Raw genomic sequence first — 14,490 nt, 5'->3', positions numbered from 1 at the left:
CTCACCGCTTCCGGGCCATCGCGGCCCAGTAGTACGCGCTCGTCGGATCCGGACGAGCGCTGGGGCGCAGCTCGACGGCGCCGGACTCGGGCTCCTCCGGGCGCCAGGCCATCACCGGGGTGATGCCCGGCTCGACCAGGTCCATGCCGGCGAACAGGCGTCCCAGCTCCTCGCGGCTGCGCGGCTGGAACGCGATGCCGGAGCGCTCGGCAGCGGCGACCACGCCGGCCACCGCCTCCGGATCGAAGTCCGCGGTCGGATGGGTCAGCGTCAGGTAGCTGCCGGAGGGCACCGCGTCCATCACCGCGGACAGCACCCGGCGGACCTCGGACTCCTCGCGGAAGTACATCAGCACCGCGACCAGCATGACCGCCACCGGCTGGGAGAGGTCCAGCGTCTCGGGCACCGCCGGGTCGGACAGGATCGACTCCGGGTCGTGCAGGTCGGCGAAGACGAACTTGGTGGCCCCCTCGGGCGTGCTGGTCATCAGCGCGCGGGCGTGCGCGAGCACGATCGGGTCGTTGTCCACGTAGACCACCCGCGCCGCAGGATCGACCTGCTGCGCGACCTCGTGCACGTTGCCGCTGGTGGGGATGCCGGTGCCGATGTCCAGGAACTGCCGGACCCCGGCTTCCTTGACCAGGTAGCGCACGGCGCGGCCGACGAAGGCGCGGTTGGCGCGGGCCATCGTGGCGACGGTGGGGATCTGCTCGGCGATCGCGTCCCCCAGCGCGCGATCGGCCTCGTAGTGGTCCTTGCCGCCCAGCCAGTAGTCGTAGACGCGCGCCTCGTGCGCGACGGTCGTGTCGATCTCGGCCGACAGCGGCCGGTTCTCGGGCATGCTGGTTCCTCCGCGGGCGGGGCGGGACTGCGGGTCAGTAGGAGTCGACGATCTCGCGCAGCAGGCGCGGGGTGCCCTCGGGCGTGACGGCCTGGACGCTGAGCTTGTCCATGACCGCCTGGTACTGGTCGAGGTCGTGGCGCTTGTCCAGGTAGAGAGCGCTGGTGAGCTGCTCCAGGTAGACGATGTCGGGGAGGTCCGACTCGGGGAAGCGGAGGATGGAGAACGGCCCGCCGGCGGCGGCGTGCCCGCCCGCGCTGTAGGGCAGGACCTGGACCGTGACGTTGGGGAGCTCGGCCACGCGGATGAGGTGCTCGATCTGCCCGCGCATCACCTGGTCTCCGCCGATCGGACGACGCAGCGCGCCCTCGTCGATCACCGCCCACAGCGTCGACGGCTCGGGGCGGGTGAGGATGTCCTGCCGCCGGGTGCGTAACGCGACCCGGCGGTCCACCTCGGGGGCGGACTCGTGCCCGTGCCCGAGGTTGATCACCGCGCGCGCGTAGTCCGGGGTCTGCAGCAGGCCCGGCACGAACTGCGCCTCGTAGGTGCGGATGATCGCCGCGGCCTGCTCCAGCCCCAGGTAGGTCTCGAACCAGGACGGCAGCAGGTCCCCGTACTGGTGCCACCAGCCCGGCTCGTTGGCCTGCCGGGCCAGCGCCAGGAACTGCTCCCTCTCCTGCGGGTCCTGGACCCCGTAGTAGGTCAGCAGATCGCTGATGTCGCGTTCGCGGAAGCTGACCCTGCCGAGCTCGAGCCTGCTGATCTTGGCGTGGGAACCGCGGATGGCATCACCGGCGGCCTCCCGGCTGATGCCGCGGCTCTCGCGGAGCCGCCGCAGCTGCCCGCCCAGCGCGATGCGCAGGACCGTCGGACCGGCTGCCGGCCCGCCGGCCTTGCCCGCGCGCTTGCCCCCGGCTTGGTCGCCGGGTCTCTCCGGGTCAATGCTCATCATCGTCGGTACCCCTGTCAGGAGCAGGCGGCTTCCTCCTGCCGACACGCCGTTCAGCAGATTAGATCATCGAAGTCTCCCGCTTTAACCCCTTCGAGAAAAGCGGCGATCTCCTCCCGGGTGTAGACGAGCACCGGCCCTTCCAGGAAGCGGGAGTTGCGCACCGCGATCGAACCGCGGTCCAGCCTGGCCAGCTCGACGCAGTTCCCGCTGGGGTTGCTGCGTTCGCTCTTGCGCCAGCGCAGGTCCACCCTGCCCGTTGCCTCACCCGCGGTGGTCTCCGGCATCGACGCCTCCATCATTCGAGCGAAATCGCGTCCGCACTTGCAAGCGTTCTTGCAAACGTTCTTGCATCTGTACATCTGTTTCGGGACAGTAGCAGCAGCGGTCGGGCCGACGACCACGAACCGTTGCGTGATCGAACGGTCGCGGCGGCCCCGGCAACGGGAGGAGGCCTGGGGGATGAACGGCTTACCGCGGCGAGGACCGATGAGCCGCGCCGGTGCTCACCCGACCACACCCTCGCGCTCACACGAATGGAGCAATGAACGGTGAGCGGGCTGGTCACGGCCGCAGCAGTGGCCACTTCGGCGATCCTCGCGGTAGCTCTGGTCATCACCCGGCTCGGCGCGCAGCGCAAGACGCGCGATCTGCAGCGCCGTTTGGCCGAGGCCGAAAGAGCGGCCCACACCGACCCGCTGACCGGAATGTCCAATCGGGCCGGTCTCTACAAGGCCCTGGAGCAGCAGCGCGAGTCCGCGCGCCCGGGCGACCACATCGCGGTGATCCTGCTCGACCTGGACGGGCTCAAGCAGACCAACGACATGTACGGCCACGACTTCGGCGACAGCGTGATCGTCGAGGCCGCGCAGCGCATCGAGCGGGTGGCCGGGCACGCGGCCTGCACCGCGCGGCTGGGCGGCGACGAGTTCGTCGTGCTCATGCACGCCGAGAGCAGCAACGCCAAGGCGATCCGCGACGCCGAGGTGCTCGCCGAGCGGATGTGCGCGCGGATAGCGCGCTCCGAGCTGGTCTCCGGGATGCCGATCCGGTGCACCGCGAGCGCCGGCGTGGCCGCGATGCCCGCCCACCGGATGCACCAGCTGCTCACCGCCGCGGACAAGGCGATGTACCGGGCGAAGTCGACGCGGTCGAGCACCTACCGCCACCGTCCGGTGGACGACACGACCGAGCGCATCCCGCACCGGCGCCACCCGCTGGTGGCCATCGAGGGCGGTTCCAACGCCGAGGCCACCAGCGGCCTGGCCTGAAATCGGGCGCGTCGGCGCGCGATCCCAGGCCAGCGCGTGGCGATGGGCCTCAGGCGGCGCCGACCAGCCGGCGCGCCTCCGCGTTGCATGTGGCGCAGGTGGTCCACAGCCAGGCGACTTCGCCGACCTCGGCGGAGACCTCCTGAGCGCACAGCGTGTTGACGGTCAGACCCGCCGGATACCCCCCGGACGGCCGAGGGTCGGCGCTGGCGTGACGCTCCCCTTGGGCGGGAACCCAATGGAACGGATGCATCCGCAGTCTCCTCTCTCGGTACGTGCTCGGCGCGTCAGCGCGAACCCCGCGGCATCGCCCCGACGGGCTGCCACGGCGCCGCGTCCTAACCAGGAATATTCTTGGAGCACTCCCCCGGCGACACCGACCGGAAGGCCGTGCGCGCCATCCCCCTGCCCGGACGCAGGCTAAACACTACCCGCATCGCGCAAGGAGTAACACGCGGAAACCGGCGTGGTAAGCCGCCTTCCAGCGCGGAAGGACGGGCGCGACCTCGGAATTCCCTCGATCGAATGGCACCCCTTAGCACCGCGCCCCCTCCTCGATATCCTGCGATTAATCGTAGAGTACGAGACGATCCGAGTCGAGACGTTCGGAAGGGAAGCACCGGGATGTCCCACCAGGTTTCACCATCGCAGCAGGTCTTCGGCACGACGGGCTGGCGACGCGCTTCGTTATGTGGCCCGAACGGGGGAAACTGCGTCGAGGTGAACGCGAGCCTCCCCGGCTTGGTCGGGGTCCGCGACAGCAAGCGGCTCACGGGCGACGTGGTGCTCCGGTTCAACTCGAACAGCTGGTCGCGCTTCCTGCAGGAGGCGCGCTCCGGGATCTTCGACCGCGAGTAGGTTTCCGCAGCGCACCAACCACAATGGAATAATCATCGGCACCGGATCACCGGGAAACGCGGGCCGCTGGCAGCGCTCACCCCGCCGGGTGCATTACAGTGTTGTTCTTGACAGCAGCGTTTGCGCCCGTCGAACGCACCAGGGACAAGGCGAAGGAACGAGCGGAGATCCGGTGCCGAGCACGGTTACCTCGCGACGCAGGCAACTCGGGAACGAGATCCGTCGCGCGCGGATGGCCGCGAAGCTGACCCAGCAGGAGGTCGCGGAACTGCTCGGGTGCAGCCAGGGCAAGATCAACAAGATCGAGTCGGGCACCGTCGCGGTCAAGGACGCCGAGCTGCAGACGATGCTGGAGGCGTTCAACGCGGGCAAGGCCGAGACCGAGCTGATGAAGGAGCTGCGGCGGTCCAGCACCGCCGCGCGCGGCCAGTGGTCCGGCTACCGCTCCGCGGTGCCGCAGTGGTTCCGCACCTTCACCGACCTCGAACCGGCGGCCACCGAGATCCTCAGCTGGCACGGCGAGCGCATTCCCGGCCCGCTGCAGTCGGAGCACTACATGCTCACCCAGTTCTCCGAGGACCGGGTGACCGACGTGACCGCGCTGGTGCGAAACCGGCTGGACCGCAAGCAGGTCTTCGACCTCCCGCGTCCGCCCTACTACCGGTTCGTGATCAGCGAGGCGGCGTTCAACCGGATGCCCGGCGGGCAGAACCCCTCGGTGGCGCTGGACCAGGTCGAGCACCTGCTGGACCTGCAGCAGCGGTACAACAAGGTCTACCTGCACGTGCTGCCCTTCGGGGTCCGGCTGCCCTACCTGCCCAACGACTTCACGATGATGAAGTTCAACGACGGCACCAGGGACTTCGTGTTCATCGAGCACGTCGCCGGCGGGCTCTACCTCGACGACGAGGACGACTTCAACGTCTTCAACGACGCGTGGGACCGCATCCGCGGCGCAGCGCTGGAGCAGCACGACACCGCGGACTTCCTGCGCGAACTGGCCGAGAAGCGCCGCAAGGAGATCAACTTCTAGCCCGCTTCCCGCTTATTACCCCGGCGGCTCGGAATACCACCACAGGGCGGCCACGCGCGGAGATCGGAAGAATGCAACCCGCTTCGGTCACCAAGTTTCCCGTCTCGAGGGCGGATCGCGATGAGCGCTGGGCCGCGGTCGGCCGCAAGTCCTGATCCGCGCCCGAGCCGTCAGGCGTCGGCCAGCCGCCGCTCCACCAGCTCGGCCAGCCGCGCCGCCTCGCCCATCCCCGGCCGCAGCACCAGCTCCGGGACCTCCGGGGGCTCGTAGGGGGCGTCGACACCGGTGAGCCCGGCGAGCTCGCCCGCCCGCGCCCGCGCGTACATCCCCTTCGGATCGCGGGATTCGCACACCTCCAGCGGGGTGTCCACGAAGACCTCGAAGAAGGGCAACCCGGCCGCCCGGTGCACCTCCCGGACCCGCTCGCGATCGGCGCGGTACGGGCTGATCAGCGAGACGACGGCCACCACACCGGCATCGGCGAACAGCCTGGCCACCTCGCCGACCCGCCGGACGTTCTCGGCCCGGTCCGCGGCGCCGAACCCCAGGTCGGAGTTGAGGCCGTGCCGCAGGACATCGCCGTCGAGCCGGTAGGCGGGACGGCCGGCGAGCACCAGCCTGCGTTCGAGCGCGGCCGCCACGCTCGACTTCCCGGATCCGGACAGCCCGGTGAACCACACCGTGAGCCCGCGGCTCCCCCGGCTCCGCCGGGATACCGCGCTCGCGTGCCATTCCAGGTGCGGCAACACGGCCAGCCCCGCCTTTCCTAGAACGCGTTTCAGAAAAAAGTAGAACAAGTTATTGCGCTTGGTCAAGGCGCGCGGAAAGCTGGGGAAGGCGGCCGAGAGACGCGAGGAGGCGCCGTGGACCTGATCGCGCTGGAGGAGATCAAGAGACTCAAGCACCGCTACCTGCGAGCGGTGGACCTCAAGCTGTGGCACGAGCTGGCCGACACCCTGACCGACGACGCCGTGGCCGACTACGGCACCGAGGCCGCCGGCGGGCCGCTGGAGCTCGAAGGGCGCGAGGCGATCCTGGCGTTCATGCGGGACAACCTCGGACCCGGCATCATCACCACGCATTCCGCCGGCCAGCCGGAGATCGACATCGACGGCGACGCGGCCACCGGGACCTGGAGCTTCCAGGACACCGTCATCGCCACCGAGTTCAGCACCATCATCCAGGGCGCCGCCTTCTACGAGGACGCCTACCGCCGCGAGGACGACGGCCGGTGGCGGATCTCCCGCACCGGCTACGTCCGCACCTACGAGTTCCTCCACACCTTCGACTCGCTGCCGGGCTTCACGCTGACCGCCAACCGCTGGGCCAAGAACCTGTAACACGTTCTAGGAGAACTCCCATGCTGACGCAGCCGTTCGCGGACGCGGTCCGGGAAGCCGAGGAGATCATCACCGCCGCGCCGCACGTCCGCGACGAGCAGGACCTCGTCGAGGGCTACGACTACCTCGCGGGCAGCATCCAGGCCTCGCTGATGCTGGCCCGGGCCTACGAGCGGGACTTCCCCCGATTCGTGCAGTCCACCGGCCCGTCCACCAAGATGGGCCTGGACAACCCGGACGCCGTGTACTTCCACTCCTACATCCGCGACGACGCCGAGTACGTGGTGACCGGGCGCCGCGGCAGCACGGCGGATCTGAGCTTCCAGGTGCTCGACGGCGACTACTCCCCCGTCGACGTGCCCGACAGCCTGGCCGCCTTCGACGACCGCGAGCTCGACATCGACGCCGAGGGCAACTTCGAGGTGCGCTTCGGTCCTGGGCCGCCAGGTCCGGGCTACTTCGCGCTCGCGCCCGGTTCGGCGATGCTCGTGGTGCGCGAGGTCTACAGCGACTGGAGCTCCGAGCGCCGCGGCGCGATCCGAATCCACCGCGCCGACACCGCCGGCGACGCACCACCGCCGCGCACCGCGGACCTGATGACCAAGCGCTACCGGGTCGCGGGGAAGATCCTGCTGTCCCGGCTGCGCACCTTCCTGGCCTTCCCGGAGTGGTACTACCTCCACCTGCCGGTGAACACGATGACCGAGCCGCGCAGCACCCCCGGCGGGTTGAGCACCCAGTTCTCCTCGGCCGGGCACTACGAGCTGGCCGACGATCAGGCGCTGATCATCACGGTTCCCGCCTCCGACGCGCCGTACCAGGGATTCCAGCTGGGCAGCCCGTGGTACATCTCCACCGACTACATCAACCACCAGACCAGCCTCACCGCCGACCAGGCGCGCATCGACCCGGACGGCCAGATCCGGCTGGTGCTGTGCCAGCGCGATCCGGGCCTGGCCAACTGGGTGGAGCTCACCGGGCACCGCCGCGGTTACATGCAGATCCGCTGGCAGCGCCTCTCCCGCGAGCTCACCTCCGCCGACGGTCCGCAGGTCGAGCTGGTGAGGTTCGACGAGCTGCCGCATCGCCTGCCGCACCACGAGAGCGCGCAAATCGCGCGCGAGCAGTGGCGGGAGCGGATCGCCGCGCGGCAGGCGGCCATCGGCGACCGGATGGTGGGGTGAGCGCGATGCTGCTGCCGGACGCGGTCGTCGTGATATCCGGCGTCGGCGCGGGACTGGGACGTTCCCTCGCGCTGCGCAGCGCTGCCGCCGGCGCCCACGTGGTGCTGGCCGCGCGCACCGAGCAGCGGCTGACCGAGGTCGCGGCCGAAGTCGCCGAGCTCGGCCGGGAGGCGCTGGTGCTGCCCACCGACATCGGCGACGAGACCGCCTGCCGCGAGCTGGTTTCCCGCGCGCTGGAGACCTTCGGGCGCGTCGACGGCCTGGTGAACAACGCCTTCGCGCTGCCACCGCTGGCCGACCTGGCCGAGACCGATCTCGACGCGCTCCGCGCGGCGCTGGACACCACCGTGCTGGGCACGCTGCGGCTCACCCGGCTCCTGACCCCCGCGCTCGTCGACTCCGGCGGGGCGGCGGTGATGGTCAACTCGGCGGTGCTGCGGCACTCCCGACGCCCGTACGGCCCCTACAAGATGACCAAATCCGCCCTGCTCTCGATGACTCGGAGCCTGTCCGCCGAGCTCGGCCCGCGGGGCGTGCGGGTCAACACCGTCGCCCCCGGGTACATCTGGGCGGACTCGCTGAAGTGGTACCTGGGACACCTCGCCGAGCAGCGCGGGGTGACCCGCGACCAGGTCTACGCCGAGACCGCCGGAACCACCGACCTGCGCAAGCTCCCGGAGCCCGACGAGATCGCCGACGCGGCGGTCTTCCTGCTCTCGCCGATGGCCCGCGCGATCACCGGGCAGTGCCTGGACGTCAACGCCGGCGAGTTCCACCACTGAGCGGAGGCGCTGTGAACGACGAACGCGACGACGTGGGCACGGTCGAGGACCTGCACGAGTCGGCCACCAGGGTCACCGGGCTGGCGGACTTCGGCGGGGACGAGCACGTCGAGGCGCTCGGCGTGCTGCTGGACTCCTACCGGCGCGAGGCGGGCCTGACTCCGCGGGGCAACAAGATCAAGCGCGCCTTCCTGCGCGGCGCCCTGACCGCCCGGCTGCTCGGCGAGCAGGCCTTCGCACGGCATCCCGAGCACGCCGAGGTTCCCGTCGAGCGACCGATCTTCGTGACCGGTCTGCCGCGCACCGGGACCACCGCGCTGCACCGGCTGCTCACCGCAGATCCCGCGCACCAGGGGCTGGAGGTCTGGCTGGCCGAGGTCCCGCAGCCGCGCCCGCCGCGCGAGACCTGGGCCGAGGACCCGGTCTTCCAGGCCATCCAGCGCTCCTACGCCCAGCAGCAGGTCGAGCGCCCGGAGTTCATGGGCTTGCACTACATGTCCGCCGAGCAGGTCGAGGAGTGCTGGCAGCTGCTGCGGCAGTCGATCCGGTCGGTCTCCTACGAGTGCCTCGCGCACGTCCCGAGCTACTCCGCCTGGCTGGCCGGGCAGGACTGGACGCCGGCCTACCGCAGGCACAAGCGCAACCTGCAGCTCATCGGGCTGCCGGACGCCGGACGCCGGTGGGTGCTGAAGAACCCGAGCCACCTGTTCGCCCTCGACGCGCTGCTCGCGGTCTACCCGGACGCGATCGTGATCCAGACCCACCGCGACCCGGCGGTCGCCATGGCGTCCATGTGCAGCCTGGCGGACAAGGCGACCGAGGGTTGGTCGACGACCTTCCGGGGCAGCACGATCGGCCGCGACCAGCTGGAGCTGTGGGCGCGCGGGCTCGAGTCGTTCACCACCGCGCGACGACGCCACCCGGCGGCGCAGTTCTACGACGTGCACTACGACGACTTCGTGACCGACCCGGTCGGTACCGCCGAGCGCATCTACCGGCGCTTCTCGCTGCCGCTGGACGACGCGGCCCGCGCGGCGATGCACGAGCTGCACGCCAGCAGCACCACCGGCATCGCCAAGCCCCGGCACAGCTACCACCTGGCCGATTTCGGCCTCACCGCCGGAGAAGTGGCCGAGCGCTTCGCGGCCACCGGTTGACCCGGGGTTCGCGGCGGCGTCCGGTGAACTACCGTGCGCGGGTGCCCGTCTTACGATCGCACCCGGCCCGGCCGCGCTGAACCGACCTCCGCACCGCTGTCGAGCGCACGCGGCCGCGTGACGACCTCGGCGATCGGCACCGGAGCGGGTCGCGAAGCCGGACGCCCCGGAGACGGGCAGCACGCGAACGACCGCACCACCGGGAGGCCGATGATGTCCTACGGCGATTACCAGCTCGAGATCTACCTCAACGGGCTGAGCGGGGTCGTGCCCGACCTGCCGATGGAGTTCGGGGAGCTGGAACGCCGCGCGGAGCGGGCGCTGCCGCCCTCGGTGTGGTCCTACGTGCACGGCGGAGCCGGTTCCGAGCGCACCCAGCGCGCCAACGTCGCCGCCTTCGACAGGTGGGGCCTGCTGCCCCGCATGTTCCGCGGGACCACGGAGCGCGACCTGTCGGTCGAGCTGTTCGGCACGACCTCGCCCTCGCCGGTGTTCATGGCCCCGATCGGGGTGCTGGGAATCTGCGCGCAGGACGGGCGGGGCGACCTCGCCACCGCCCGCGCCGCGGCGCGCAGCGGGGTGCCGATGATCGCCTCGACGCTGTCCAACGATCCGCTGGAGGACGTGGCGGGCGAGTTCGGCGAGACCCCCGGCTTCTTCCAGCTCTACACCCCGACCGACCGCGACCTGGCCGAGAGCCTGGTGCACCGCGCCGAACGGGCCGGTTATCGCGGGATCGTGGTCACCCTGGACACCTGGATCCCGGGCTGGCGGCCGCGCGATCTGGCGACCTCGAACTTCCCGCAGCTGCGCGGGCACTGCCTGCGCAACTACACCAGCGACCCGGTGTTCCGGGCGAGCCTGGACAAGTCCCCGGAGGAAGACCTCAACGCCGTGGTGCTGCGCTGGGTCCAGATCTTCGGGAACTCGCTGACCTGGGACGACCTTCCGTGGTTGCGCTCGCTGACGGACCTGCCGCTGATCGTGAAGGGGATCTGCCACCCCGACGACGCGCGACGCGCGCGGGACATGGGCGTCGACGGCATCTACTGCTCCAACCACGGCGGGCGCCAGGCCGACGGCGGGATGCCCGCGCTGGACATGCTGCCCGAGGTCGTCGAGGCCTCCGGGGAGCTGCCGGTGCTGTTCGACTCCGGGGTGCGCGGCGGCGCCGACGTGGTCAAGGCGCTGGCGCTGGGCGCCACCGCTGTCGGCATCGGCCGCCCCTACGCCTACGGCTTGGCGCTCGGCGGCACCGAGGGCGTGGTGCACGTCCTGCGCAGCGTCCTGGCCGAAGCGGATCTGCTGATGGCCGTGGACGGTTACGCCAGTCCCGCCGAACTCACCCGCGACGCGTTGCGACCGGTGCGCTGAAACGAGGCGGACGCGATTTCCGCGGGAATTCGACGGCGCCTCCGGAGTCGAATTCCCGCGGAAATCACAACTCCGCGGAACTCGGCGACCGCGCTCCTCGGGAACTGCTGCACCGCAACGAGATTTGCGGACTGCTAACGTCCAGTAGTACCACCCACCGGTGCTTGTCGACGCAATTTCACCGCGCTTCGATTCTCGTTGACCGGCAGGGCCTTTCACACTTATGATCACATTCGCAGCGGTGCTCCCCCTCAATTCCCCCTGCACCGCTGCTGCGCGAGCGTCGACATACCCCCTAGTCGCCTCGCGGTCGGCTGGGCGGGATCGCGCGATTCCCCCCTCTGCGAGTTCCCGCCCAGCCCCGAAATCGCACCGCGCAACCGGAATTCGCCGATCCGCTTCCCGTTCCGCGCGTTCCGGAGGAGATCCATACGGAAATCACGTCGTGGAACATGCTGGATCTCCGTGTTATCCGCGATGTATTCTCCGGCAAGATCCAGCGCACGAGACCTTCGGGTGGCCTGATGAACTCCGGACAATTAGCCGCGAACCCGGCGCGACGATTGCGAGCGGGTTGATGCAGGCGAACCGCCGCCAGGGAAGCCTTGGCGATGAAGTCGAACGGATGCTGCGCGAGTACGAGGAGGCGCTGGCCGAGACCGACCTGCTGGGCAGGCACTCGAGCCCCGCCGACGAGCCGGAGGCGCTGCAGCAGCTGCGGGCTCGGCTGATCGAGCAGGCCGAAGCGCTGCCCGCCGAACAGCTGCCCCGACCCCGCTGCGGGCACTGCGAGGGCCACCGCGAGGTGGCGGCCAAGCAGGTGCACCGGGACGAGGCCGCGCACCCGCAGCTGACCATCGCGCGCAGGTTGTGCCCGAACTGCTGGGGAACGGGCCTGATGCTGCGACACACCCAGGAACCGCCCGAGCTCTCGGGCTGATGGACCCCCGCGAGGCGGGGGACGGGGGGTAGTTGAGTGCCCGCCCGGCAGGCGCGCCGGGCGGGCACTTCCCCGGCGTCTACGCCCGCAGCTCCCCCACGCCCAGGAACCCGTCCCGCGCACCGGGCTTCGCGCTGACCAGGTCGAACCGCAACCGATCGGTGACCACCGGGTCGAACCGGAATCGGCTGGGCCCGTCGGCCACCGGTTCCCCCTCCAGCACGGGCACCCCCACGAAGGACGACCCGTCCCCGTAGCTCACCTCGACCCGCGCGGGAAGGCCGTGCGCATTCCGACGGATGACCACCAAGACCCAACGGGATGCTTCGCACGCGAACACGGGGTGTCAATCGCAGCGGTTCGCGAGCGAACCGCGCCTGCGGCTCGCGGACGACCCGCTAGTCCTCGTCGACGAGACCCAGGCGCAGGTGCTCGCTGTGGTAGACGGCCTCGTCGAGCAACTGGGCCACGTGGTTGTCGTAGAGGCTGTAGACGATGCTGCGCCCGGAGCGGGAGCCGGTGACCAGGCCCAGGTTGCGCAGCAGCCGCAGCTGGTGGGACACCGCCGACTGCTCCATGCCCACCGCCTCGGCCAGCTCGGTGACCGGCCGCGGCCCCTGCCGCAGCTCGGCGAGGATGAGCAGCCTGCTCGGCGTGGCCAGGGCCTGCAGCGTGTTGGCCACGCGCGCGGCCGAGTCCGCGTCGAGACTGCTCACCTGCCGGTCCCGGCCCTGCACCCCGTGTCCCATGCGTCGCATTCTAATCCCTTGTTTGCATGAACACCTCTTCACGTGTTCTCCTGTCCGTGCTCGGCCCGACATCCCTGCGGAGGTTCTTCCCGTGGTCACGTCCACTGCCTCGCCCAGCCGCCTGACGCCCGAGGCGGCACCTGGGCGAACGCGGCTGTTCGCGCTGCCCGAGATGCGCTGGGCGGCCGCCGCGCTGGCGCTGTTCCTGGCCGGGCTGGCCCTGCAGCTGCTCGGCGCGCCCGCTTGGACCTGGTGGACGGTCTACCTCGCCTGCTACGTCACCGGCGGCTGGGAGCCGGCGCTGGCCGGGCTGCGCGCGCTGCGGGAGAAGACGCTGGACGTGGACCTGCTGATGGTGCTGGCCGCGATCGGCGCGGCCGGCATCGGCGAGATCACCGACGGCGCGCTGCTGATCGTCATCTTCGCCACCTCGGGCGCGCTGGAGGCGTTGGCCACCGCCCGCACCGAGGACTCCGTGCGCGGCCTGCTGGACCTGGCCCCGGTGACCGCCTCGGTCATCGACCCCGACGGCCGGGAGCGCGTGGTCGCCGCCTCGGCGCTGGAGGTCGGCGACGAGGTGCGGGTGCGACCGGGAGAACGAGTGGCCGCCGACGGCGTGGTCCTCGCCGGGACCAGCGACGTCGACCAGGCCACCATCACCGGCGAGTCGATCCCGGTGGACAAGTCCGAGGGCGACGAGGTCTTCGCGGGAACGCTCAACGGCGTCGGCTCGCTGCGGGTCCGGGTCGCGCGGCGGGCCGAGGACTCGGTCGTGGCGCGGATCGCCTCGCTGGTCGAGCAGGCCGGGCAGACCAAGGCGCGCACCCAGCTGTTCATCGAGAAGGTCGAGCAGCGGTACTCGGTGGGCATGGTCGCCTGCACGGTGCTGCTGTTCGCGATCCCGCTGCTGTGGGGCGCCGACCTGCGCGAGTCGCTGCTGCGCGCGATGACCTTCATGATCGTGGCCTCGCCGTGCGCGGTGGTGCTGGCCACGATGCCGCCGCTGCTGGCCGCCATCGCCAACGCCGGCCGGCGCGGCGTGCTGGTCAAGTCGGCGGTGGTGATGGAGCAGCTGGGCGCGGTCGACCAGGTCGCCTTCGACAAGACCGGCACGCTCACCAGGGGAACTCCCGAGCTGGCAGAGGTGCGCCCGCTGTCGGGCTACACCGAGCAGCGGCTGCTGCAGCTGGCCGCCTCGGCCGAGCACCCCAGCGAACACCCGCTGGCGCGCGCGGTGGTGCGCGCCGCGCAGGAGCGCGGCCTCGGGCTGTCGACGGCCGAGGACTTCTCCGCCCTGCCGGGGCGGGGCGTGTCGGCGACGGTCGACGGAGTCCGGGTGGAGCTGGGCGCACCCGCCTCGCTGGTGGGCGACACCTCGTGGCTGCCGGACGCCAAGCACGGGCACACCCCCGTCGCGGTCCTCGTCGACGGCAGGCCCATCGGGCTGCTGGGCATCACCGACCGGCCGCGCCCCGAGGCCGCCGGCGCGGTGGCCGACACCGGGGCGCTGACCGGCAACCAGCCGATCCTGCTCACCGGCGACAACCACTCCAGCGCGCGGCAGCTGGCCGAGCACGTGGGCATCGACGACGTGCGCGCCGGGCTCCTGCCGGACCAGAAGCTCGACGCGGTGCAGGAACTGCGCGACCGGGGCAGGAGCGTGGCCGCGGTCGGGGACGGCATCAACGACGCGCCCGCACTGGCCGCGGCCGACGTGGGCGTCGGCATGGGCGCGTCTGGCGCGGACCTCACCCTGCGAACCGCCGATGCCGTCGTCGTGCGCGACGACCTGCGCACCATCCCGGACGTGCTGGCCCTGGCGCAGCGCGCCCGTCGGGTGATGATGGCCAACCTGGTCATCGCGGGGACCTTCATCGCGGTCCTGGTCTGCTGGGACCTCTTCGGCCACCTCCCCCTGCCCCTGGGCGTGGCGGGCCACGAGGGGTCGACGATCCTCGTCGCCCTCAACGGACTCCGCCTCCTGCGCACCCGGAAGAGCGGCTGACGCG

16 protein-coding genes and 1 pseudogene are annotated in these 14,490 nt (G+C 70.8%); 10 read left to right on the top strand and 7 right to left on the bottom strand.

The features are described 5' to 3' along the window. Position 1: 1 nt before the first annotated feature. Genes ACFQRI_RS15370 through ACFQRI_RS15360 form a run of 3 tightly spaced genes read right to left on the bottom strand, consistent with a single transcriptional unit; the run spans position 2 to position 2,080 of the window. Positions 2 to 841 carry an SAM-dependent methyltransferase gene (locus ACFQRI_RS15370; protein ID WP_380669012.1) on the bottom strand — a complete coding sequence of 280 codons (840 nt, stop codon included), beginning with the start codon at positions 839 to 841 and terminating at the stop codon, positions 2 to 4. Between the two features lie 34 nt (positions 842 to 875). Then, on the bottom strand, positions 876 to 1,793 hold the full coding sequence (locus tag ACFQRI_RS15365; protein WP_380669385.1) for a helix-turn-helix domain-containing protein: 918 nt from the start codon (positions 1,791 to 1,793) through the stop codon (positions 876 to 878). A 53-nt stretch (positions 1,794 to 1,846) separates the two neighbouring features. Beyond that, positions 1,847 to 2,080 carry a DUF397 domain-containing protein gene (locus ACFQRI_RS15360; protein WP_380669010.1) on the bottom strand — a complete coding sequence of 78 codons (234 nt, stop codon included), beginning with the start codon at positions 2,078 to 2,080 and terminating at the stop codon, positions 1,847 to 1,849. A gap of 264 nt (positions 2,081 to 2,344) precedes the next feature. On the opposite strand from ACFQRI_RS15360, the gene ACFQRI_RS15355 reads away from it, so the two are divergent. Next, positions 2,345 to 3,064: a GGDEF domain-containing protein gene (locus ACFQRI_RS15355; RefSeq protein WP_380669008.1), complete on the top strand. Its 720-nt coding sequence runs from the start codon at positions 2,345 to 2,347 to the stop codon at positions 3,062 to 3,064. Between the two features lie 49 nt (positions 3,065 to 3,113). On the opposite strand, the gene ACFQRI_RS15350 is transcribed toward ACFQRI_RS15355, so the two are convergent. After that, positions 3,114 to 3,317, bottom strand: a complete 204-nt coding sequence (locus tag ACFQRI_RS15350; protein WP_380669006.1) for an HC3 family zinc finger protein — start codon at positions 3,315 to 3,317, stop codon at positions 3,114 to 3,116. Between the two features lie 272 nt (positions 3,318 to 3,589). Between ACFQRI_RS15350 and ACFQRI_RS15345 the strand changes: the two genes are divergently transcribed. Next, positions 3,590 to 3,922, top strand: a complete 333-nt coding sequence (locus tag ACFQRI_RS15345; RefSeq protein ID WP_380669004.1) for a DUF397 domain-containing protein — start codon at positions 3,590 to 3,592, stop codon at positions 3,920 to 3,922. A 172-nt stretch (positions 3,923 to 4,094) separates the two neighbouring features. After that, the gene (locus ACFQRI_RS15340) at positions 4,095 to 4,955 is read left to right on the top strand and encodes a helix-turn-helix domain-containing protein (protein ID WP_380669002.1); all 861 of its coding nucleotides are present in this window, start codon (positions 4,095 to 4,097) and stop codon (positions 4,953 to 4,955) included. 170 nt (positions 4,956 to 5,125) lie between these two features. Here the strand turns inward: ACFQRI_RS15340 and cysC are convergent. Then, positions 5,126 to 5,686: pseudogene (cysC, locus tag ACFQRI_RS15335) on the bottom strand (adenylyl-sulfate kinase); the annotation flags it as partial. Positions 5,687 to 5,818: 132 nt separating this feature from the next. On the opposite strand from cysC, the gene ACFQRI_RS15330 reads away from it, so the two are divergent. The 6 genes from ACFQRI_RS15330 (at position 5,819) to ACFQRI_RS15305 (ending at position 11,732) form a co-directional block, all read left to right on the top strand. Further along, positions 5,819 to 6,295 (top strand): nuclear transport factor 2 family protein, encoded by a 477-nt coding sequence (locus ACFQRI_RS15330; RefSeq protein ID WP_380669000.1) that lies wholly within the window; start codon positions 5,819 to 5,821, stop codon positions 6,293 to 6,295. Positions 6,296 to 6,315: 20 nt separating this feature from the next. Continuing rightward, entirely contained in the window at positions 6,316 to 7,479 is a 1,164-nt protein-coding gene (locus ACFQRI_RS15325) for a hypothetical protein (protein ID WP_380668998.1), read from the top strand. A 5-nt stretch (positions 7,480 to 7,484) separates the two neighbouring features. Beyond that, positions 7,485 to 8,261 (top strand): SDR family oxidoreductase, encoded by a 777-nt coding sequence (locus tag ACFQRI_RS15320; RefSeq protein ID WP_380669383.1) that lies wholly within the window; start codon positions 7,485 to 7,487, stop codon positions 8,259 to 8,261. 11 nt (positions 8,262 to 8,272) lie between these two features. Then, on the top strand, positions 8,273 to 9,418 hold the full coding sequence (locus ACFQRI_RS15315) for a sulfotransferase family protein (RefSeq protein WP_380668995.1): 1,146 nt from the start codon (positions 8,273 to 8,275) through the stop codon (positions 9,416 to 9,418). Between the two features lie 210 nt (positions 9,419 to 9,628). Then, on the top strand, positions 9,629 to 10,792 hold the full coding sequence (locus ACFQRI_RS15310; RefSeq protein WP_380669381.1) for a lactate 2-monooxygenase: 1,164 nt from the start codon (positions 9,629 to 9,631) through the stop codon (positions 10,790 to 10,792). 625 nt (positions 10,793 to 11,417) lie between these two features. Beyond that, positions 11,418 to 11,732 (top strand): hypothetical protein, encoded by a 315-nt coding sequence (locus ACFQRI_RS15305; protein ID WP_380668993.1) that lies wholly within the window; start codon positions 11,418 to 11,420, stop codon positions 11,730 to 11,732. Positions 11,733 to 11,811: 79 nt separating this feature from the next. On the opposite strand, the gene ACFQRI_RS15300 is transcribed toward ACFQRI_RS15305, so the two are convergent. Both ACFQRI_RS15300 and ACFQRI_RS15295 read right to left on the bottom strand, forming a co-directional pair. Next, positions 11,812 to 12,042 (bottom strand): hypothetical protein, encoded by a 231-nt coding sequence (locus tag ACFQRI_RS15300; protein ID WP_380668991.1) that lies wholly within the window; start codon positions 12,040 to 12,042, stop codon positions 11,812 to 11,814. A gap of 88 nt (positions 12,043 to 12,130) precedes the next feature. Beyond that, complete coding sequence (locus ACFQRI_RS15295) at positions 12,131 to 12,481, bottom strand: ArsR/SmtB family transcription factor (protein ID WP_380668989.1); 351 nt, start codon at positions 12,479 to 12,481, stop codon at positions 12,131 to 12,133. 172 nt (positions 12,482 to 12,653) lie between these two features. Here ACFQRI_RS15295 and ACFQRI_RS15290 point away from each other — a divergent pair, with 172 nt between their 5' ends. Then, positions 12,654 to 14,486: a heavy metal translocating P-type ATPase gene (locus ACFQRI_RS15290; protein ID WP_380669379.1), complete on the top strand. Its 1,833-nt coding sequence runs from the start codon at positions 12,654 to 12,656 to the stop codon at positions 14,484 to 14,486. Positions 14,487 to 14,490 lie beyond the last annotated feature (4 nt).

Origin of the sequence: Saccharopolyspora griseoalba (assembly GCF_042665275.1) — a bacterium.
Classification (GTDB): domain Bacteria; phylum Actinomycetota; class Actinomycetes; order Mycobacteriales; family Pseudonocardiaceae; genus Saccharopolyspora; species Saccharopolyspora griseoalba.
Note: the sequence above shows the minus strand (reverse complement) of the source record. Positions and strands in the feature narration are given on the sequence as shown.